The sequence below is a fragment of the Streptomyces sp. NPDC058620 genome, assembly GCF_042717135.1.
Taxonomy (GTDB): Bacteria; Actinomycetota; Actinomycetes; order Streptomycetales; family Streptomycetaceae; genus Streptomyces.
This window is the reverse complement of record NZ_JBHXQO010000001.1, coordinates 262,322-282,821: the sequence shown is the minus strand read 5'-3', so window position 1 is coordinate 282,821 and position 20,500 is coordinate 262,322. Positions and strand designations below refer to the sequence as shown.

Sequence of the window (20,500 nt, the reverse complement as noted above, 5' to 3'; positions counted from 1 at the left end):
CCGAACGCGGCGGCCGGGTCATGCCCCGCCGCCCCGGATACGCCACGGTCCGTAAAGGATCAAGTACGACCCTGAGAGGGCAAGGTCACAGCCGGTCCCCCGCTGCGGCCCAAATAGCTGCCCTAGCATCTGAGCATGACGGTCCTGCCTGCTGACGGGCTTCCTCTGGCCGCCGAGTTCTCTGACCCTTCCCACGAACAGTGGCAGCGCCTTGTCGAAGGCGTGCTCCGTAAGTCGGGCAAGGAAGTCACGGGCACGGCCGCCGAAGAAGCACTGTCCACCGCACTGGAGGACGGGCTCACCACCCGGCCCCTCTACACCTCGAACGACAGCTCGCCCGCTGCCGGCCTTCCCGGCTTCGCGCCCTTCACCAGGGGTGGCAGGGCCGAAGGGAACACCGCCGGCGGCTGGGACGTGCGCCCGCACCACACCCTGACGGACCCCGCGCGCCTGAACGAGGCCGTGCTCGCCGATCTGGAGAACGGTGCGACGTCCCTGTGGCTGACCGTGGGCGGGCCCGCCGGGATTCCGGCCGCCGGCCTCGCCCGGGCCCTGGACGGCGTCCTGCTCGACCTGGCCCCCGTGGCACTCGACGCCGGCGGTGAATTCGAGCCCGCCGTACGGGAGTTGCTGCGGCTCAACGAGGAGCAGGGCGTACCGAAGGAGGCCGTGCGCGGCAGTCTCGGCGCGGACCCGCTGGGCCACGCGGCCCGTACCGGCACCGAGCCGGACTTCGACGCCGCCGTCCGCTGGGCGCGGGTCTGTGACGCCGAATACCCCGGCCTGCGGGCGCTGACCGTGGACGCGTTGCCGTACCACGAGGCCGGCGGTTCGGCCGCTGAGGAGCTGGGCTTCTCGCTGGCGACCGGGGTCGCCTGTCTCCGGGAACTGACGGGGGCGGGACTGTCCGTCGAGGCGGCCTGTGCCCAGCTGGAGTTCCGGTTCGCGGCCACCGCCGACCAGTTCCTGACCATCGCCAAACTCCGCGCCGCACGGCTGCTCTGGGCGCGGGTCGCCGAGGTGAGCGGGTCAGTGGACGCCGGGGCTCAGCGGCAGCACGCGGTGACCTCGTCGGTCATGATGACGCGCCGCGACCCCTGGGTGAACATGCTGCGGACCACGCTGGCGTGCCTCGGGGCGGGTGTCGGCGGAGCGGATTCCGTGACCGTGCTGCCGTTCGACCATGCGCTGGGTCTTCCGGACGCCTTCGCGCGGCGCATCGCGCGCAACACCTCGACGATCCTGATGGAGGAGTCGCACCTGGCGCGGGTCATCGACCCGGCGGGCGGCTCCTGGTACGTGGAGCGGCTCACCGCAGAACTGGCCGCTGCCGCCTGGGAGTTCTTCCAGGAGATCGAGCGGGCCGGTGGTCAGGCCGCCGCTCTGCGCTCCGGCATGGCCGGTGAGCGGCTCGCCGCCACCTGGGCGGCCCGCAGCAGGAATCTGGCGCGCCGCAAGGAGCCGGTGACCGGCGTCAGCGAGTTCCCGAATCTCGCGGAGCCCCCCGTGGAGCGCGAACCGGCGCCCGCCGCCGCCTCGGGCGGAGGTCTGCCCAAGGTCCGCAGGGACGAGGCGTTCGAGGCGCTGCGTACCCGGTCCGATGCCCATGTGACGGCGTCGGGCGCGCGTCCCACGGTGTTCCTCGCCGCGCTGGGTCCGGCCGCGACGCACACGGCGCGGGCGTCGTTCGCCTCGAACCTGTTCCGGGCCGGTGGCATCGAGCCCGTCCACGACCCCGTTTCGGTGGACGCCTCGACGGTCGCCGCCGCCTTCGCCGCCAGTGGTGCGACGGTGGCCTGCCTCTGTTCCAGTGACGCGCTCTACGCCGAGCAGGCCGACTCGGTCGCCGCCGCCCTGAAGGCGGCCGGTGCCGGGCAGGTGCTCCTCGCGGGCCGGCCCGGTGAGTACGCCGGTGTCGACGGTCATGTCTTCGCCGGCTGCGATGTGGTCGCCGTCCTCTCCTCCGTACTCGACCGCATGGGAGTGGCGTGATGCAGAACCCCGGAACCACACCCGGTACCGCTGCGGGGAATCCGATCCCCGACTTCTCCGAGGTCCCGCTCGGCACGGCCGTCGCCCCTGAGGCGTCCGCCGACCGCTGGCGCGGAGCGGTGAAGGAGGCGACCGGCCTGTCCGACGAGGGTCTCCTCTGGGAGACGCCGGAGGGCATCGCCGTCAAACCGCTGTACACGGACGAGGACCTGGAGGGTCTCGACTTCCTCGGGACGTACCCGGGCATCGCCCCGTATCTGCGCGGCCCCTACCCGACGATGTACGTCAATCAGCCGTGGACCATCCGGCAGTACGCGGGCTTCTCCACGGCCGAGGAGTCCAACGCCTTCTACCGGCGCAACCTCGCGGCCGGTCAGAAGGGGCTCTCGGTCGCCTTCGACCTGCCCACCCACCGCGGCTACGACAGCGACCACCCCCGGGTGACGGGCGATGTCGGCATGGCGGGCGTGGCCATCGACTCGATCTACGACATGCGCCAGCTCTTCGACGGCATCCCGCTGGACAAGATGTCGGTGTCGATGACGATGAACGGTGCGGTACTGCCCGTACTGGCGCTGTACATCGTGGCCGCCGAGGAACAGGGCGTACCGCCGGAGAAGCTCGCCGGGACCATTCAGAACGACATCCTCAAGGAGTTCATGGTCCGCAACACCTACATCTACCCGCCGGGTCCCTCGATGCGGATCATCTCCGACATCTTCGCGTTCACCTCGCAGAAGATGCCCCGGTACAACTCGATCTCCATCTCCGGCTATCACATCCAGGAGGCCGGTGCGACGGCCGATCTGGAGCTGGCGTACACGCTGGCCGACGGGGTGGAGTATCTGCGGGCCGGGCGTGAGGCGGGCCTGGACGTCGACGCGTTCGCTCCGCGCCTGTCGTTCTTCTGGGCGATCGGCATGAACTTCTTCATGGAGATCGCGAAGCTGCGGGCGGCACGGCTGCTGTGGGCGAAGCTGGTCGGGGAGTTCGAGCCGAAGAACGCCAAGTCCCTCTCGCTGCGCACCCATTCGCAGACCTCCGGGTGGTCGCTGACCGCGCAGGACGTGTTCAACAACGTCACCAGGACCTGTGTGGAGGCGATGGCCGCCACCCAGGGGCACACCCAGTCGCTGCACACCAACGCACTGGACGAGGCGCTGGCCCTGCCGACGGACTTCTCGGCACGGATCGCCCGTAACACGCAGTTGCTGCTCCAGCAGGAGTCGGGCACCTGCCGGGTCATCGACCCGTGGGGCGGCAGCGCGTACGTGGAGAAGCTCACGCACGATCTGGCACAGCGGGCCTGGCAGCACATCGAGGAGGTCGAGGCCGCGGGCGGTATGGCCAAGGCCATCGACGCCGGTATCCCCAAGCTCCGGATCGAGGAGGCCGCGGCCCGTACGCAGGCGCGGATCGACGCCGGTCGCCAGCCGGTCATCGGGGTCAACAAGTACCGGGTGGAGACCGACGAGAAGATCGACGTGCTCAAGGTCGACAACTCGTCCGTGCGCACCCAGCAGATCGAGAAGCTGCGGCGGCTGCGCGAGGAGCGCGACGAGACGGCGTGCCAGGAGGCGCTGCGGGCGCTGACGGCCGCGGCCGGACGCGAACCCGGTCCGGATCTGGACGGGAACCTGCTGGCGCTGGCGGTCGACGCGGCCCGGGCGATGGCCACCGTCGGCGAGATCTCGGACGCACTGGAGAAGGTGTACGGCAGGCACGCGGGCCAGATCCGTACGATCTCCGGGGTGTACCGCAAAGAGGCAGGAGAGTCCCCCGCAGTGGACCGCACCCGCACGCTGGTCGACGCGTTCGAGGAGGCGGAGGGCCGTCGTCCGCGCATTCTCGTCGCGAAGATGGGCCAGGACGGACATGACCGCGGCCAGAAGGTGATCGCCACGGCCTTCGCCGACCTGGGCTTCGATGTCGACGTCGGCCCGCTCTTCCAGACGCCGGGCGAGGTGGCACGGCAGGCGGTCGAGGCGGACGTCCACGTCGTGGGTGTCTCCTCGCTGGCCGCCGGGCATCTCACGCTCGTTCCGGCGCTCCGCGAGGAACTGGCGGCCGAGGGTCGCGAGGACATCATGATCGTGGTCGGCGGGGTGATTCCGCCGCAGGACATCGAGGCGTTGCACGAGGCCGGGGCCACGGCCGTCTTCCCGCCCGGGACGGTGATCCCGGACGCGGCCCACGACCTGGTCACGCGGCTGGGTGCCGCGCTCGGCCACGAGCTGTGAGCCGCTGACCGCATGCCTGTGACCATCGACATCGACAGGTACGTGGAGGGGGTGCTCGACGGGAAGCGGGCGTACATCGCGCGCGCCATCACTCTCGTCGAGTCGACCCGCCCCCAACACCGGGTCCTGGCCCAGCAGTTGCTGAGCAGGCTGCTGCCGCATGCGGGGCAGGCCCGGCGCATCGGCATCAGCGGGGTGCCCGGCGTGGGGAAGTCCACGTTCATCGACGCGCTCGGCACCATGCTCACGGGCCTCGGGCACCGGGTCGCGGTGCTGGCCGTCGACCCCTCGTCCACCAGGACCGGCGGTTCCATCCTGGGCGACAAGACCAGGATGGAACGGCTGGCCGTGGACGGCCGGGCCTTCGTGCGTCCCTCCCCGAGTGCGGGGACGCTCGGCGGGGTGGCCAAGGCGACCCGCGAATCCATCGTGGTGATGGAGGCGGCGGGCTTCGACGTCGTGCTCGTGGAGACGGTCGGGGTCGGGCAGTCGGAGACGGCGGTCGCCAATATGGTCGACACGTTCCTTCTGCTGACCCTCGCCCGGACCGGCGACCAGCTCCAGGGCATCAAGAAGGGCGTCCTCGAGCTGGCGGACGTCATCGCGGTCAACAAGGCCGACGGCCCGCACGAGCGCGACGCCCGGTCGGCGGCGCGCGAACTGGCGGGCGCACTGCGGCTGATGCACCCGGCGGACGCCGCATGGACTCCCCCGGTGCTCACGTGCAGCGCCCGCGAGTCGAGCGGCCTCGACACACTGTGGGAGCGGCTGGAACAGCACCGCACCCTGCTCGACTCCACGGGCCGGCTGACGGCGAAGCGTCGGGATCAGCAGGTCGACTGGACGTGGGCGATGGTCCGCGACGAGCTGCTGGACAGCCTGCGCAACCACTCCGAGGTGCGGGCCCTCTCCCCTGCCCTCGAACAGCGGGTACGGGAAGGGGAGTTGACGGCCACGCTCGCCGCCGAACAGATTCTCGGCGCGTTCCGCGGCGGTGCGTCGGAGCCCGGGGACCGCGCGGGACCGACCGGCTGACGTCTCATGGCCGGCCTCCCGTGGGAGGCCGGCCACGTGGGAGGCCGGCCACAGCTCCGTATCTGCACGCAGCACTGAAATGCCGTGCGCGGACTCCGGTGCCTCCGGTACAGTTTTCACGTCCTGTTGTCTCCGATTGAGGTGGACGTTGCGCATCTGAGGTTCGCGATCATCGCGCCGTACGGCAGTCGCCGTACGCCCGTCACGCTGTAGCCGGCTTCCTGCCGCCCGTGACCCTGCGCGGATGCGACCTCGGTGCATGGGCCGTCCCCCGTTTTCCCGGAGGCCCTAGCCCCGTCCTTCCCGGTTCGGTCGCCGCGTGGTGCTCGCATACGACGCCCCCATCCCTGCGTTTGCGACTGCGAGAGTCCTCATGACCCACCCCATCGCGCCCAGCACCGCCGTAACCTGCTCCGCCCTGTCGTTCCGCTGGCCGGACGGCACTCCCGTCTTCGAAGGTCTCTCCCTCGGTTTCGGCCGGGGCAGCACCGGTCTGGTCGGCGCCAACGGTTCGGGCAAATCCACTCTGCTGCGACTGCTGGCCGGCCGGCTTCATCCCTCCCAGGGCTCGGTGAGCGTGACCGGCAGCGTCGCCCACCTTCCACAGAACATCACCCTCGACACGTCTCTGCGCGTCGACCAGGCCCTCGGCGTGGCCGTGCGGCGCGCCGCGCTGCGTGCCATCGAGGCGGGAGACGTCGACGAGAAGCACTTCGAGACGGTCGGTGACGACTGGGACGTCGAGGAGCGGGCCCTGGCGACGCTGGGCTCGCTCGGCCTCGCCGAGGTCGGGCTCGACCGCACCGTGGGCGAGCTGTCGGGCGGGGAGACGGTGCTGCTGCGCCTGGCCGCGCTGCTGCTGGAGCGCCCCGAGGTCCTGCTCCTCGACGAGCCGACCAACAACCTCGACCTGTTCGCGCGCCGCCGGCTCTACGACGCCGTCGGCTCCTGGCGCTCCGGTGTGCTGGTCGTCGTCAGTCACGACCGCGAGCTGCTGGAGCGCGTGGACCGGATCGCCGAGCTGCGGTCCGGTGCGGTGAGCTGGTACGGGGGCGGCTGGTCCGTCTACGAGGAGACTCTCGCCACCCAGCAGGAGGCGGCCGGGCGCATGCTGCGGGCCGCCGAGGCCGATGTGCGTCGCCAGAAGCGCGAACTGGAGGAGACCCGGATCAAAGTGGCCCGCCGCGAGCGGCACAGCAAGAAGATGGACGCCCAGCGCAGGGCTCCGCGCATCGTCGCGGGCGAGCGCAAACGGTCCGCGCAGGAGTCGGCGGACAAGCTCCGCGGTGTGCAGGAGGACCGGCTAGGCGAGGCGCGCGAGCGGCGTGAAGAGGCCGCGGACGCGATCCGCGCCGACGCCGAGATCCGTGTGAGCCTTCCGCACACCGCCGTACCCGCGGGCCGTACCGTCCTGAGCCTGCGCGGACTGCGCCCCGGATACGGCAGGCTGCGGGAGGGCAACCTGCAGGTGCAGGGTCCCGAACGCATCGCGCTGGTCGGGCGCAACGGCGCCGGCAAGACCACGCTGCTGCGCATCCTCACCGGGGAACTCGCCGCGCTGTCGGGTGAGGCCAGGACGCACGTACCCCTGCGGTTCCTCCCACAGCGGCTCGACGTGCTCGACGAGGAACTGAGCGTCGCCGCGAACGTGGCACGGATGGCTCCCGGCGTCACCGACAACCACATCCGCGCCCAGCTCGCCCGCTTCTCGTTCAAGGGTGCGCGCGCGGAACAGCCGGCGGGGACGCTCTCGGGCGGCGAACGTTTCCGCGCCGCGCTGGCGGCGACGATGCTCGCCGCACCAGCCCCGCAGCTGCTGATGCTGGACGAGCCGACCAACAATCTGGACGTGGCCAGCGTCCGACAGCTGACGAGCGCGCTCGATTCCTACGAGGGTGCGCTCCTGATCGCCAGTCACGATCTGCCGTTCCTGGATTCGGTCGGCATCACCCGCTGGCTGCTGCTCGGGGAGGAACTCCGGGAGAGCACGGGCGACGAGGTCCGAGAACTGCTCGCATCGCCGGAGGCCGGCTGACGAACGGGGAAGCCGAGCGGCGGGGGCGCCTGGCGAGGGCGCGAAATAGAGGAGACCTTCGCGAGCCGGAGGCCGGTAGTGGGGCCGTCGCAGAACGCGCACACGAACTGCTCGGCTTCCCTCCCGATGCCCGCGTTCCCCTCGTCAACTGCGCCGGCTTCGGGATGTACCACGCGGTCAACCCGGCGGTTGTCGATTCCATCGAGCGGGGCATCGTGTCCTCCGGGTCCCAGGCCCCCGAACTCCTCGCAGAGGAAGGCAACTTCGTCATCGACTTCCCGGCCACGCAGGACGTGTGGTCCCGGACCGGTGACGCGACGCGGCAGGAACACCTTTCTTCACCGGCCGCTTACAGCCGGACGTGCTACATTGCGCATGGCACATGTGTACGCCCCTTCTTCCGGGCGCCGGTGCTGTTTTCGTTCCACTCGCTGTTGCGCCCGTCCTTTCACGACCGGCGATCCAGCTTCTCCCCTCTCCGTCCGGCCCGGGCTCTCCTTCCCGTGTACGGGGCGTGATTTCGCCGCCCCGCCGTTCGCCGGACCCTCATTTCGCCCTGTCCGCGAAAGGACCCCTCTCATGACCAGCACACTCGAACGCCCCGTCACCCAGCAAGACCAGCCCGTCCGCACCGCCGGTGTCCTCGACACCGCGCAGAGCGGACACGGGGTCCTGCGCACCGACGGCGGCCACCCCTCCCCCGGCGACATCCAGGTGTCGTCCTCCCTGATCCGCCGGCACGGCCTGCGCAGAGGCGATGTCGTCGAAGGCACCTGCGACAGGCCCCGCGTCCTGAGCCGGGTCGAGCGCGTCAACGGCCGTGAGCCGGAGGCTCTCCGGGCCCGGCCGCACTTCCGTGACCTCACCCCGCTGCACCCCCGGGAGCGGCTGCGTCTGGAGACCGCTACGGGCGGCCCCGCGATGAGGCTCGTCGACCTGATCGCGCCGATCGGGAAGGGGCAGCGCGGACTGATCGTCGCGCCGCCCCGCACCGGCAAGACCGTGCTCCTGCAGCAACTCGCGGCAGCCGTAGCCACGAACCACCCCGAGTGCCATCTGATGGTGGTCCTCCTCGACGAACGTCCGGAAGAGGTGACGGACATGCGCCGCTCGGTACGGGGCGAGGTGTACGCATCGACCTTCGACCGGCCCGCGAAGGAGCACGTCGCTCTCGCCGAACTGGCCGTCGAGCGCGCCAAGCGCCTCGTCGAGCAGGGCCGGGACGTGGTGATCCTCCTCGACTCCCTCACCCGGCTCTGCCGGGCCCACAACAACGCGGCGGGCGCCGGCGGGCGGACGCTGAGCGGCGGTGTCGACGCGGCGGCTCTCACCGGCCCCAAGCAGATCTTCGGCGCGGCACGCCTGGCCGAGGAGGGCGGTTCGCTGACCATCCTGGCGACCGCACTCGTGGAAACCGGTTCCCGGGCCGACGACTACTTCTTCGAAGAGCTCAAGAGCACCGGCAACATGGAACTCCGGCTGGACCGCTCGCTCGCGGAGAAGCGGGTCTTCCCGGCCGTCGACATCGCCCCGTCCGGCACCCGGCGCGAGGAACTACTGCTGCCCGCGACAGAGTTGGCGACCGTACGGGGGCTGCGCCGCGCCCTCCGGTCCAGGGACGGACAGACCACCCTGGAGGCCGTGCTCGCTAAGATCCGCAGCACCCCGGACAACGCGACGTTTCTCCGGCAGGTGCACCACACCCTTCCCGGCGCCTGAGCCGCACAGGGGCGCGCCGCGGCACCGTACGGCACCGCGGCGCACGCGGTCATCCCTCGGCGTTCAGCGCGGCGGAGACCAGCGCTCGGGCCTCGTCCTGGACCTCGGCCAGGTGCTCCGGCCCCTGGAAGCTCTCCGCGTAGACCTTGTAGACGTCCTCGGTCCCGGAGGGGCGGGCGGCGAACCAGGCACTGTCGGTGCAGACCTTGAGGCCGCCGATGGCCGCACCGTTCCCGGGGGCCTCGGTGAGGACGGCCGTGATGGGTTCACCGGCCAGGGTGTCCGCGGTGACCTGCTCCGGCGAGAGCCCGGCCAGGACCGCCTTCTCCTCACGGGTCGCCGGGGCGTCGACGCGGGCGTACGCGGGGTCGCCGAACCGTGCCGTGAGCTCGTTGTAGTGCTGGGACGGGGTCGACCCCGTGACGGCGGTGATCTCGGAGGCCAGCAGGGCGAGGAGGATGCCGTCCTTGTCCGTGGTCCACACGCGGCCGTCGCGGCGCAGGAACGACGCACCGGCCGACTCCTCGCCGCCGAAGCCCAGGCTTCCGTCGTAGAGACCGTCGACGAACCACTTGAAGCCCACTGGCACCTCCGTCAACGGGCGGCCGAGGTCGGCGGCGACCCGGTCGATCATGGACGAGGAGACCAGGGTCTTGCCGATGCCCGTACCCGCGGGCCAGCCGTCGCGGTGGGAGTACAGGTACCGGATGGCGACGGCGAGGTAGTGGTTGGGGTTCATCAGCCCGCCGTCGGGGGTGACGATGCCGTGCCGGTCCGCGTCGGCGTCGTTCCCGGTGGCGATGGAGTAGGCGTCGCGTTGCGCGATGAGCGACGCCATGGCGTACGGGGAGGAACAGTCCATGCGGATCTTCCCGTCCCAGTCCAGCGTCATGAAGCGCCAGGTGGGGTCGGCAAGGGGGTTGACCACCGTGAGGTCGATGCGGTGGCGTTCGGCGATGCGTCCCCAGTAGTCGACGGACGCGCCACCGAGCGGGTCGGCGCCGATGCGGACACCGGCGTCGCGGACGGCATCCAGGTCGAGGACGGCCGGCAGGTCGTCCACGTACGCCGTGAGGAAGTCATGACGTCCGGTCGTGTCGGCGGCCAGCGCGCGGGCGTACGGAACGCGGCGGACCTCCTTCAGTCCGCCCTCGATGAGCGCGTTGGCACGGTCCTGGATCCATGAGGTGGCGTCCGACCCGGCCGGGCCGCCGTGCGGCGGGTTGTACTTGAAGCCGCCGTCACCCGGCGGGTTGTGCGAAGGGGTCACCACGATTCCGTCGGCGAGGCCGCCGGACCGGTCACGGTTGTACGTCAGGATGGCGTGCGAGACCGCCGGGGTCGGGGTGTAACCGTCGTCGGAGTCGATCAGGACGGTGGCGCCGTTGGCGGCCAGGACCTCCAGGGCGGTGACCCGGGCGGGCTCGGACAGCGCGTGCGTGTCGGCGCCGAGGTAGAGCGGCCCGTCGGTGCCCTGGCGTGCCCGGTAGTCGCAGATGGCCTGTGTGGTGGCGGCGATGTGGTCGTCGTTGAAGGCCGCCGCCGTCGCACTGCCCCGGTGCCCCGAGGTGCCGAAGGCGACTCGCTGGCCGGCCTCGGCCGGGTCGGGATGGACGGCGTAATAGGCCGTCACCAGCCGTGCCACGTCCACCAGATCTCCTGGCTGTGCCGGCTGCCCGGCCCGTTCGTGAACCATCTGATCTCCTCGTTCTCGGCCCGGCCGGCTCCCGCTGCCGGTGCTGCGGTGAAGGCCGGCCGACAGGTGTCCTGCCTGATTCTGCACTCCGGCCCGGCCGCCTCCCGCCGGGCGTGGCCGAAATGCCCAAGCTCGCGGGTCTTGACCGGTCCCGGATGCCGCCCGACAGTGGGGTACGGCCTCGGCCGTCCGGGACAGGGGTGGGGGCGGGGGCTCATGCAGCTCATCGACGTGTCCGGCTACGCGGTGCGCTCTGCCGTGATCATGATGCGGCGCAAGGACACACCGCTGAAGTTCATGCTCTTCCCGATGGTCCATGTGGCGTCACCGGCGTTCTACGCCCAGGTGAAGGACCGGCTCGCGGAGTGCGACCTGATCGTGCTCGAAGGAATCACGGGGAAGTCGCGGCGGGCTTCCATGCTGCTGCTGGCCTACCGGTTCGCGCCCCTCAGACGCCGCAACGGCCTGGTGGAGCAGACCGCGGCGAACGTGCTGCCGCCAGGAGTTCCCGTACTCTCCCCGGACGTCAGCGCCGTCGAGGCGATGGACGAGCTGCGGAGACTTCCGCGCCGGCTGTACTGGCCGCTGCTCTGCCTGGCCCCGGTCATGGGCCTCGTCTTCGCACTGCGCGGACCCCGCGCCTTCCTCGACCCCGATCTGACGGTGGAGGACCTGCCATCGACGGCACGCGCGGAGATGCTGGCGGACGACGGACTGGAGCACGCACTGCTCCACCGACGGGACGAGCGACTGCTCACCGCGCTGGCGGGCATTCACACCGAGCGGTGGCAGGAACCGATCACCGTGGCCGTCGTCTACGGCGCGGGGCACATGCCCGCGGTGGTCCGCGGCCTGCTGGACACCTACGGCTACCGCCCGCGCGACGGCGAGTGGTTCACGGTCTGCCTACCTGATCCCTGAGCCGCCCGGGACGGGGCCGCCGCGCCGGCAGCGGCGAACTTGCTCCACCACTGGCACGTATGACCGGTATCTGCGTTCACCTCGACCGTCTTCACGACGGGGATCTCGTCGCAGGCGAGCTTGCTCGCGTCCCACACGGAGCCGGGCAACGCGGGTCCACTGCTCACCGGGGCGCATAGCCCGCTGGGCGTACCCCTGTCGCGGTTGGCGAGTTTCAGACGTCGACTAGTGGTAACCGGGTTCTGTGACGGCACCGCATGGCCGTGTCGCCCGGTCCGCGTACCAACGAGCAGAACCTCTACGAGGAGACGTCATGCCTGCAGGTTCCAGCCGCAAACGCGAGCGCCAGTACGAGCACGTGAAGGAGAGCGCCGAGAAGCGCGGGGTGTCCGAGGGGCGTGCGAAGGAGATCGCCGCGCGCACGGTCAACAAGGAGCGTGCTCGCGCGGGCGAGGCGAAGACCTCCAGCAAGACCTCGACCCGTGACCCGAAGTCCGCGTCGCAGCGCGGCGGTCAGCGGTCGCACAGCGGGGCTCAGGGTCCCACAAAGGACCAGTTGTACGAAGAGGCGAAGAAGAAGAACGTCGAGGGCCGTTCGACCATGAACAAGGAGCAGCTCCTCAAGGCCGTCGGCCGCTGAACAGCGGCCGGTGGCAGCGGCGGACGCGGGGCCCACGCCCATGTGTCCCCGCGCCGCTGCCGCCCTCCGTGCCTTGCGGGGCCTCGCGGTGTCCTGAGGGTGTGAATCCGGGGCTGCGTCTCAGGAGCCGGGGCCGTGACGGGACCCCCGCGCCTGCGCTTCCGCGGTCCGCCCGGCGGCCTGGTACCGCTGTCCCTCCGCCTTGAGGCGTTCGTCCCCGAGAGCAGCTCCGTCCGCCCTCATCTTGGCGCCCCTCGCCCTCATGACCTTGGCTCGGATGAGCTCTGTGTGCCTTCCCATGGTCTGCTTGTTCCTCCCTGGGCCTGGGTTGAGCCGGATTATGTGGCGTCGCGCGGGCGCGCTCAGAGCTCGCGCAGCGCGGGCAGCAGCTTCTGTTCCGCCCAGCGGATGAACGGCTGCTGGTGCGCGCCGCCGATCTGCACCAGCGCGATCTCCGTGAAGCCCGCCTCGGCGTAGGGCCGGACCGCATCGACGAACTCGCCGACGTCGTCACCGCACGGCACGGACTTCTCGACATCCTCCTGCCGGACGTACGCGGTGGCCTGGTCGAACGCGGACGGACCTGGAAGCTCGGAGTTCACCTTCCAGCCTCCCACCGACCAGCGGAACTGGTCGTGCGCCCGCTCGACGGCCGCCCTGCGGTCCTCGTCGTAGCAGACGGGGAGCTGGCCGACGCTGGGCTTTCCCGAGCCGCCGTGCCGGTCGAATGCGGTCAGCAGCTCCTGCTTGGGTTCCGTGGCGATGACGAGGTCGGCCAGCTTGCCCGCGATCTCGCAGGAGCGGCCCCCCGATACGGCGACGCCGACGGGCACGCGGGTGTCGGGCAGATCCCAGAGTTTGGCGTTGTCCACGTCGAAGTGGGTGCCGCTGTGGCTGACGTACCCGCCGTCGAAGAGCGCTCCGATGATCTCCACAGCTTCTTCCAGCATGTCCAGGCGGACGTGCGCCGCCGGCCAGCCGGCACCGACGACATGCTCGTTGAGGTTCTCGCCCGAACCCAGGCCGAGCCGGAACCGGCCTTCCGAGAGCAGCTGCAGTGTGGCCGCCTTCTGCGCCACCACGGCGGGGTGGTAGCGGACGGTCGGGCAGGTCACGTACGTCATCAGCGGGATCGTGGACGTCGCCTGCGCCGCCGCACCCAGCACGCTCCACGCGTACGGGGCGTGGCCCTGCGCGTCGAGCAAGGGAAGTAGTGGTCAGAGGTGACGGAGAAGTCGAATCCCGCTCGCTCCGCCGCCACCACATCGTCGACGAGGGCCCGCGGGCCGGTCTGCTCGGTCATCATCGTGTATCCGAATTGCGCCATATGGTAGGCGTTTCCGGTATCCCACAGTTAAAACCCACACACGCTCCGCCTTCCGCGGCGCCGGGGAGGGAAGACCTGGCACGGCACCGCCCACGCCGCGCGACGATGTTCGGTCCGCCCTACTTTGGGTACGAGGGGAATTCGTTCCGCATTCGTTCACCGAAGGAGAGTTCTGATGGCCGAAGGAAGCGGCAAGGACAAGCTCGTCGGCAAGGCGAAGGAAGCCATGGGCAAGATGACGGGCAACCGTCGCAAGGAAACCGAAGGCAAGATGGAGCAGACCGAGGGCAAGGCCAAGAGGAAGCTGCGGGGCCGCCACGACCGTCCGCTGTAATCACCACTCGCCCGGCTGGGCGCGCCCCGTCATTCCGTTCGGCAGCAGTTCGGCACCGACCTTTCAGTCGGTGCCGAACTGCTGCCGAACGTAAGAGGCAGTTGCCGCTGCGCCGTACCGGGGCCAAACTGGGATCACAGCTAAGCGAGAAGGGAGCAAATCGTGATCTTGCTCGGAGTTATTCTTCTCGTCATCGGGCTCATCGCCGGTCTCTCCATTCTGTGGACGATCGGCATCGTGCTCGTGGTGATCGGAATTGTCCTGTGGATTCTCGGATCGATGGGGCACGCCGTAGCCGGACGAAAGCACTACTGGTAGCGCCGCCGACAGGACGGCGGCGCAATCCGGCGTATGCGGTATGCCTGCGCCGAACCGCCCAGGAAGCCGGTGGTCCGACTGCCGGGTCGGCAGATCGGGTCGGGCTTCCTGTTTCGAAGAACTTCCCGGAGCGGTCAGGCACGTTGGGCGCGAGGAGGCATCCAAGCGCTCCGACGATCTCACCGGCATTCGCATACCGGTCATCCGCGGGAAGTTCTCGCACCAGATCCATCAGCGCATCCGGAGCGTGTACCGATGAAGGGGACCCCAGCAGCGCGCCCCGGTCCGCGGGGAAGACCGCACGACTGAGATGACGCGCAAGATCCACCCTCACCTCTTCGGCCCCGGCCTCCGCCCTGGCCCGCTCCCGGTCCTCACCGGGTGGCGGTACCGGGCCGCCGGGGCCGACGCGCAGAACGTCGTCGGCAGGGGGTGCGCACACGCCCGGTTCAGTCGGCCGACAGGGCTTCGAGCAGGTCCCCCACCGCCGGATCGGGCAGGGAGCGTGCGACGTCTGCCTGCGAGACCATCCCGACGAGGGTGTGGCCGTCGATGACGGGCAGGCGGCGCACCTTGCGCGAACTCATCGTGCGAAGGATCTCCGATGCGTCGTCGTCCGCGCCGATGGTGACGGCCTCGCCCTGGGCGAGCTCCCCGGCGGTGGTTTCCGCGGGGTCCTTGTCGGCCGCCAGGACCTTGATCACGATGTCGCGGTCGGTGAGCACCCCTCGCAGCCGCTCGTCCGGTCCGCAGATGGGCAGGGCACCGACGCCGAGCTCCGCCATCTTGTGTGCCGCCACCAGGACGGAGTCGTTCGCACCGATGCACGTGACGTCGGGCGTCATGATGTCCCGAGCAGTAGCCATGAGGAACACGCCCTTCTTCTGTCTGCCTTCTGGTTGCGTGTCTGCCTTTCGGGACCGCCGACAGACCCCGAGCGGGTGTCGTCCCTGTCGGCTCGGGTCACCGGGCCGACAGGAATCGGCGCGGCGGCTGGGAGTGGTCTCATCGGTGATCGATGTGTCGGCATACACGCTTGCCCACGGCCCGGGCCGTTCGTACAGGGGTCAGGTGCCTGGGTACCCCCGTCTCCGGCGCCTATTCGAGATCGGAACCCGGAGATTGTGGACGGAGCGGCCCGGCCTGCCGACCGCCGAGCCGCTCCCGTTCTTCCGCTCGTACGCGCGACCGTCAGCCCCCGGTAGCGGCCGGAGGGCGGTTCGATGCGCTGGATCCTCCTGCTGCCGCTTCCGGTCCGGCGGCTGACGACGGCCGTCGCCGCCCGGTAGTTGTCCCATTCCCGGGCCCCCGGTACCCGCGAGCTCGACCCGCCCTGTCAGGCGGTCCCGTGACCCCGACGTACGCTTCGCCGCCGCGGTCACGGGACGTACCAACCTCGTCGTCTACGTGCTCTGCCACGCGCACCGATGACCTGTACACGTCATAACGCTCCCCACGGAACCCCGGGGCCACCCTGGCGCCCCCGCCTGATCCGTACGCTTCCGCCTCACCCGTACGGCCCCGCGCACGGACAGCGGCGTCGGTGCCGTCGTGCGAACCCAGCGGGCCCCGGCCGCGGCGCCGGGCCCTGGCACGCTCACGGCTCGCGTTGCGCGGGGGCGCGGCGTACGCACGATGGAGGCGGGGAGTACGCCGTGCCGCACCGGCTCCGGCGAGTCCCAGCCCCCGGGGCGCGGCGCGTCCGGGCCCCGGCACGATGTCGCGAACCGCCCCTCCGCCGGGGCGAAGGCCGAGAGGAAGCCATGCCCATCTGCACGACGCGAGACGGTGTCGAGATCTTCTACAAGGACTGGGGGCAGGGCCGTCCCGTGGTCTTCATCCATGGCTGGCCGCTGAACGGCGACGCCTGGCAGGACCAGCTGAAGGCGGTCGCCGACGCCGGCTTCCGCGGCATCGCGCACGACCGGCGCGGCCACGGCCGCTCCACCCCGGTGTACACCGGCTACGACTTCGACACCTTCGCGGACGATCTCAACGATCTCCTCACGCAGCTCGACCTCCGCGACGTCACCCTCGTCGCCCACTCCATGGGCGGCGGCGAACTCGCCCGGTACATCGGCCGCCACGGGACCGGTCGCATCAAGTCCGCCGTGCTTCTGTCGGCGATCACGCCGCTGATGCTCCAGGGCCCGGACAACCCCGCGGGTGTGCCGCAGTCCGTCTTCGACGACATCAAGAAGGGCATCCTCACCGAGCGTTCCCAGTTCTGGAAGGACACCTCGGTCGGGTTCTTCTCCGCCGACCGCGACGGCAGCAGGGCGACCCGGGGGAACCATGACGCGTTCTGGTACATGGCCATGGCGCAGACCATCGAGGGCGGCGTCGACTGCGTGGACGCGTTCGGTACGACCGACTTCCACGAGGATCTCAGGAAGTTCGACGTGCCGACCCTGATCGTGCACGGTGACGACGACCAGATCGTCCCGATCGACGCCACGGGCCGCAAGTCCGCCGAGATCATCCCTGGCGCGACTCTCAAGGTCTACGAGGGCGGCTCGCACGGCATCGCGCTCGTTCCCGGCGACAAGGAGAAGTTCAACAAGGACCTGCTGGCCTTCCTCAAGGGCTGAGCCCGGCGGGAGAACCGGGCCCGGCGACGGACCCGGTCATGGCCGCCCCAGGAGCTGGGCGCCGGCCGTGGTGTCCGCGCGGGCCGTGACGTACTCGGTGAGTTCCACGCGCCGCCAGGGATGGGCCCGGTAGGTGGAGAACCGCGCGACGCCGGCCGCCACCGCCGGGTCGGCGTTCTGCAGGACCAGGAGGCGCCACGCCACCAGGGCGATGCTCCGTTCGCCGAGAGTGCGGCGGAAGAGGCTGTCGTCGGTCGCGGTTGCGGTGGTGGCGGCCCTCCGGCATCGGTGCACCACATGACATGTGATCAGGTGTGGTGGAGAGCTTGACCAACCCGCAGCTGCTGATGCCTGGCTCGATTTCAGCAGCCAAACCACCCGTACGGTGCGATCGCCGCTTTCGTCAGCCCGTACGGACGAACGGCCGTTTCGCGTCGACAGGGCGTGGTGGAAGTTCTCGTCGCCGAAGACGGGCAGTTCCGTGCGTCCGGCCGCGCGGCCGGACGCGCATCAGGCCGGGCGTCCGGCCGGGCGCACTCCGCGTCGCCGCCCGAGGCGCCCGCCTCCCGCCCCCAGCGACTACGGACGCTTCACTTGCCGTTGTCCTCGGCGAGGGTGTGCGCGACGAGAGCGTTGGCGTGGCCGTGCCCCAGGCCGTGCTCGGCCTTGAGCCAGGACACGAGCTCCATGTGCCTGGTCAGGGGCGAGGAGCGGATCAGCTCCTTCCACTCCGCGATCGGGCGGCCGTGCTTGCTCTCGATCGAGGGGAAATAGCTGGCGGGGCCCTTCACCGGCTCAGTCATGTCGTGATGTCCCATCCGTCCGCGTGGTTGTCCGGGACGGTCACACCGTCGCGCCGACCCGGCAGAGAACTGGACGGTGTGGTACCGCCCCGGCTCCGACCGGTAGAGTACCCACGCGGAAACTGGACTGTCCAGTACCGACAGGCGGCGGAGGCGGTATGGAAGCGAACGAGCAGGGCCGGTCGGCGCGGAAGCACCAGGCGATCATGGAGGCCGCCACCGGCGCCTTCATGGAGAAGGGCTACTCCGGCACCAGCATGGACGACGTCGCGAGGCTGGCCGCGGTGTCCAAGCAGACCGTCTACAAGCACTTCAAGGACAAGGAGAAGCTCTTCGCGGAGATCGTTCTGGCCACCACCGAGCGCGTCGACGCCATGGTCGACCTGGTGGCCGGCCTTCCCGCCGACGCGGACGCCCTGGAAGAGAACCTCACCCGGCTCGCCCGCCAGTTCCTCTCCGCCCTCACCCAACCCCAGGTGCTCCGGCTGCGACGCCTGATCATCGCCAACGCCGACGCGTTCCCCGCGCTGGGCGCGGCCTGGTACGAACAGGGCTTCGAGCGCGTACTGGCCACCCTGGCAGCCACTTTCGGGCGCCTGGCGGACGACGGACTGCTCCGGGTCGACGAACCGCTCCTGGCCGCCCACCACTTCTCCGGTCTCCTGCTGTGGATTCCGGTGAACGAGGCCATGTTCCGCGGCAGTCCTCAGCACACCGAGGCCGAACTCGACCACTACGCCGCAGCGGGTGTCCGCGTGTTCCTCGCCGCGTACCGCTGACCGGCACCGTCCACCGGCCCCACCGGCCGGATGCAGCCGCCGTTCTCCGGCAGGCTGCACCTCACCTCTCCATGACCGCGCTCCGCGTGCTACGTGCCCCCAGCACTCTCAGCAAGGGCCGGGGTGAACGCGGGGCTCAGCAGGGGCTCAGCCAGTACACCCAGCTCCAGTCCGCGTACCGGTCCTCGCTGTAGCCGCCGGGCGAGGTCCAGCGGAGGATCTGACTGGAGTCGTAGAACTTCGCCGTCAGGGCCGCCCGCTGATTGTTGATCCACGACCCGGTCCCGCTCCAGTAGATGCGATAGGGGGAGTCGCAGGTGAACAGGGCGATCTTGGTCCCGGTGAAATCGGGTCCGGAGAAGGCGCACACGTACGTGTAGGGGCAGGAAGCCGCGGCAACGGCGCCGCCCGCCGCGTCGAGATCGCGAGCGCTCCTCTCCCCCGGAAGGGGCAGCGTCACCTCGGCCTGCGGCAGCAGGATCTTGTTCGCCGCCACCTGGGTCCCACCCCACTCGGCCAGGCGGGCATCGACCTTCGCCTGGAGGGACGCGGCCTCGGCTCCGCTCAGCCCGGCACCTCTCGCCTGGGCCGAGAAGTCCGGGGCAGCGACGCCGCTCGTACCCCGTGCGCTCTCGGTCACGGCCGCGGCGCCTGCTGTCCCCGCCGTGGCCACACACGCGGCGAGCGTCAGCATCAGGGCGATGACGACCCGTCCCACCCCGGTCGATCCGCGAAAACGCCGCTCAGTCCGGTTCCGGTTCACGAAAGTACTCCTCTGGTTGGCTTTCCCCCATGGGGCCGACGCCAACTCTGCTGCGGACCGCACCCCTTGGTCATTGGCCGAGCGTGCAACGACCGTTCGCAACGAGTGCACCGCGCCGGTACTCGCCCGGGGCCATCCCGTAGGAGGAACGGAACATCCGGCTGAACGTCGCCGCGTTGCCCAGCCCCCAGCGCGCGGCGATGTCATGGACCGGCACGTTGCGGAGCCGCGGGTCGGTGAGGTCGGTGGCACAGTTCTCCAGCCGTTGCCTCCGTATGGCGGCGGCCACGGTGTCCTGGCGCTGCCGGAAGAGGTGATGCAGCAGCCGGACCGAGATGTGGTGCCGGGCCGCGATCACGCCGGGCGCGAGCGCCGGATCGGTGAGGTTGTCCCGTACGAAGACGTCGATCCGGGCCAGCAGGAGCTCGTGCCGCGTCTCCGGCGACAGACACTCCTCGGCATCGAGGTGGTGGGCGAGGAATCCACTGGCCAGGCCGAGCACCGTATCGCCCAGGCGCAACCGGCTCCGTTCGTCGAGCACGGCCGCCTCCGCCGACAGCGAACCGAGAAAGTCCGCCAGCAGGGCGCCGACCCCGGTCCGGGCTTGCAGGCCATGCGCGAGCAGCCGGGCGACCCTGGCCTCGGGCAGCGGTACGAGCGCGCGCGGCATGTGGAGAATGAGCGCACGCGAAACCCCGGCGTCGGGCCCGCCCGTCGCCTCGCCGCGATAGGGCCGGGACGAGGTCCACAGGGTGATGTCCCCGGCACGGAGCCGGGTCGTATGACGCTCCTGCGAGAAGCCCATCACCCCTTCAAGAATCAGAGTGAGTTCGTACACCTCGGGATCGTCCCGCCTGATCAGCCCTGCCGTGCGCTCCGACCGCAGCGCGGGAAACGAGATCTTCGTCAGCTGGAGCCGCCCCAGATCGAGCGAGCCGAGGCTCGCGACGAAGTCCGCGGCGAAGTCGCTGGTGATCGAAGTGGGCTCCACCCCACGCCAGACGGCGTCCCGCCACCACTCGAACCGCTGCTCCCGCGGTAACAGCGCCGTGTCGAACTCCGTGAACGCCATCAGTTCGTCCCCCCACCCGAGCGGCACACAGTTGCCTCGTACACGGTGGCCCGTCGGGCGCGCGGCACACAACGCCGCCCCGTCGGCCCGCGGCCTCCGTGGCCGAGAAGGGCCTCCGTCCCCACCGCGTCACCCCCTCCGACGGCCCCGCGGTCCAGGGCTGTCGGAGTGAACCCTGCCCGGCGGTGCCCCCCGCCGGGCAGGCATAAGCGCATCCGTGATCCGGCCGACGGCC

18 protein-coding genes and 2 pseudogenes are annotated in these 20,500 nt (G+C 70.3%); 11 read left to right on the top strand and 9 right to left on the bottom strand.

The genetic code is table 11. The features are described from left to right. Nucleotides 1-135: 135 nt before the first annotated feature. The 5 genes from ACFWSK_RS01210 to rho all read left to right on the top strand — a co-directional run bounded on the left by ACFWSK_RS01210 (nt 136) and on the right by rho (nt 9,021). Entirely contained in the window at nt 136-1,992 is a 1,857-nt protein-coding gene (locus ACFWSK_RS01210; RefSeq protein WP_383780257.1) for a methylmalonyl-CoA mutase family protein, read from the top strand. Beyond that, nucleotides 1,992-4,232, top strand: a complete 2,241-nt coding sequence (gene scpA, locus ACFWSK_RS01205; RefSeq protein WP_383780255.1) for a methylmalonyl-CoA mutase — start codon at nt 1,992-1,994, stop codon at nt 4,230-4,232. The genes ACFWSK_RS01210 and scpA overlap by 1 nt, the downstream gene beginning before the upstream one ends. Nucleotides 4,233-4,244: 12 nt before the next feature. Then, on the top strand, nt 4,245-5,267 hold the full coding sequence (gene meaB / locus ACFWSK_RS01200) for a methylmalonyl Co-A mutase-associated GTPase MeaB (RefSeq protein WP_383780251.1): 1,023 nt from the start codon (nt 4,245-4,247) through the stop codon (nt 5,265-5,267). A gap of 373 nt (nt 5,268-5,640) precedes the next feature. Beyond that, nucleotides 5,641-7,302, top strand: a complete 1,662-nt coding sequence (locus tag ACFWSK_RS01195; protein ID WP_383780249.1) for an ABC-F family ATP-binding cassette domain-containing protein — start codon at nt 5,641-5,643, stop codon at nt 7,300-7,302. Nucleotides 7,303-7,881: 579 nt separating this feature from the next. Next, a complete protein-coding gene (rho, locus tag ACFWSK_RS01190; protein WP_383780247.1) occupies nt 7,882-9,021 on the top strand; it encodes a transcription termination factor Rho in 1,140 nt (379 codons plus the stop codon). 49 nt (nt 9,022-9,070) lie between these two features. Here rho and pgm read toward each other — a convergent pair whose 3' ends face one another. Then, nucleotides 9,071-10,717 carry a phosphoglucomutase (alpha-D-glucose-1,6-bisphosphate-dependent) gene (gene pgm / locus ACFWSK_RS01185; protein ID WP_383780245.1) on the bottom strand — a complete coding sequence of 549 codons (1,647 nt, stop codon included), beginning with the start codon at nt 10,715-10,717 and terminating at the stop codon, nt 9,071-9,073. A 216-nt stretch (nt 10,718-10,933) separates the two neighbouring features. Here pgm and ACFWSK_RS01180 point away from each other — a divergent pair, with 216 nt between their 5' ends. Beyond that, nucleotides 10,934-11,638 carry a hypothetical protein gene (locus tag ACFWSK_RS01180; protein WP_383780242.1) on the top strand — a complete coding sequence of 235 codons (705 nt, stop codon included), beginning with the start codon at nt 10,934-10,936 and terminating at the stop codon, nt 11,636-11,638. A gap of 313 nt (nt 11,639-11,951) precedes the next feature. Next, the gene (locus ACFWSK_RS01175) at nt 11,952-12,278 is read left to right on the top strand and encodes a plasmid stabilization protein (RefSeq protein WP_383780239.1); all 327 of its coding nucleotides are present in this window, start codon (nt 11,952-11,954) and stop codon (nt 12,276-12,278) included. A gap of 120 nt (nt 12,279-12,398) precedes the next feature. On the opposite strand, the gene ACFWSK_RS01170 is transcribed toward ACFWSK_RS01175, so the two are convergent. Both ACFWSK_RS01170 and ACFWSK_RS01165 read right to left on the bottom strand, forming a co-directional pair. Further along, nucleotides 12,399-12,578, bottom strand: a complete 180-nt coding sequence (locus ACFWSK_RS01170) for a hypothetical protein (protein WP_383780237.1) — start codon at nt 12,576-12,578, stop codon at nt 12,399-12,401. A 62-nt stretch (nt 12,579-12,640) separates the two neighbouring features. Continuing rightward, nucleotides 12,641-13,605, bottom strand: a pseudogene (locus ACFWSK_RS01165) (LLM class F420-dependent oxidoreductase). Between the two features lie 175 nt (nt 13,606-13,780). Here ACFWSK_RS01165 and ACFWSK_RS01160 point away from each other — a divergent pair. Together ACFWSK_RS01160 and ACFWSK_RS01155 are read left to right on the top strand one after the other, a co-directional pair. Next, entirely contained in the window at nt 13,781-13,939 is a 159-nt protein-coding gene (locus tag ACFWSK_RS01160; RefSeq protein WP_383780234.1) for a CsbD family protein, read from the top strand. Nucleotides 13,940-14,101: 162 nt separating this feature from the next. Then, nucleotides 14,102-14,257, top strand: a complete 156-nt coding sequence (locus ACFWSK_RS01155; protein WP_383780232.1) for a DUF6131 family protein — start codon at nt 14,102-14,104, stop codon at nt 14,255-14,257. A gap of 187 nt (nt 14,258-14,444) precedes the next feature. On the opposite strand, the pseudogene ACFWSK_RS01150 reads toward ACFWSK_RS01155, so the two are convergent. After that, a pseudogene (locus tag ACFWSK_RS01150) lies at nt 14,445-14,585 on the bottom strand (DUF2795 domain-containing protein); the annotation flags it as partial. A gap of 121 nt (nt 14,586-14,706) precedes the next feature. Then, a complete protein-coding gene (locus ACFWSK_RS01145) occupies nt 14,707-15,123 on the bottom strand; it encodes a CBS domain-containing protein (RefSeq protein ID WP_383780229.1) in 417 nt (138 codons plus the stop codon). An 897-nt stretch (nt 15,124-16,020) separates the two neighbouring features. On the opposite strand from ACFWSK_RS01145, the gene ACFWSK_RS01140 reads away from it, so the two are divergent. Next, on the top strand, nt 16,021-16,848 hold the full coding sequence (locus ACFWSK_RS01140; protein WP_383780225.1) for an alpha/beta fold hydrolase: 828 nt from the start codon (nt 16,021-16,023) through the stop codon (nt 16,846-16,848). A gap of 36 nt (nt 16,849-16,884) precedes the next feature. On the opposite strand, the gene ACFWSK_RS01135 is transcribed toward ACFWSK_RS01140, so the two are convergent. Then, nucleotides 16,885-17,142 (bottom strand): oxygenase MpaB family protein, encoded by a 258-nt coding sequence (locus ACFWSK_RS01135; RefSeq protein ID WP_383780222.1) that lies wholly within the window; start codon nt 17,140-17,142, stop codon nt 16,885-16,887. A gap of 296 nt (nt 17,143-17,438) precedes the next feature. After that, nucleotides 17,439-17,651 (bottom strand): DUF4287 domain-containing protein, encoded by a 213-nt coding sequence (locus tag ACFWSK_RS01130; RefSeq protein WP_383780219.1) that lies wholly within the window; start codon nt 17,649-17,651, stop codon nt 17,439-17,441. A 158-nt stretch (nt 17,652-17,809) separates the two neighbouring features. On the opposite strand from ACFWSK_RS01130, the gene ACFWSK_RS01125 reads away from it, so the two are divergent. Then, nucleotides 17,810-18,430, top strand: coding sequence for a TetR/AcrR family transcriptional regulator (locus ACFWSK_RS01125; protein WP_383780217.1), 621 nt, complete (start codon nt 17,810-17,812; stop codon nt 18,428-18,430). Nucleotides 18,431-18,566: 136 nt separating this feature from the next. Here ACFWSK_RS01125 and ACFWSK_RS01120 read toward each other — a convergent pair whose 3' ends face one another. Next, nucleotides 18,567-19,193: a peptidase inhibitor family I36 protein gene (locus ACFWSK_RS01120; protein WP_383780215.1), complete on the bottom strand. Its 627-nt coding sequence runs from the start codon at nt 19,191-19,193 to the stop codon at nt 18,567-18,569. A gap of 70 nt (nt 19,194-19,263) precedes the next feature. Further along, on the bottom strand, nt 19,264-20,265 hold the full coding sequence (locus tag ACFWSK_RS01115) for a helix-turn-helix domain-containing protein (RefSeq protein WP_383780213.1): 1,002 nt from the start codon (nt 20,263-20,265) through the stop codon (nt 19,264-19,266). Nucleotides 20,266-20,500 lie beyond the last annotated feature (235 nt).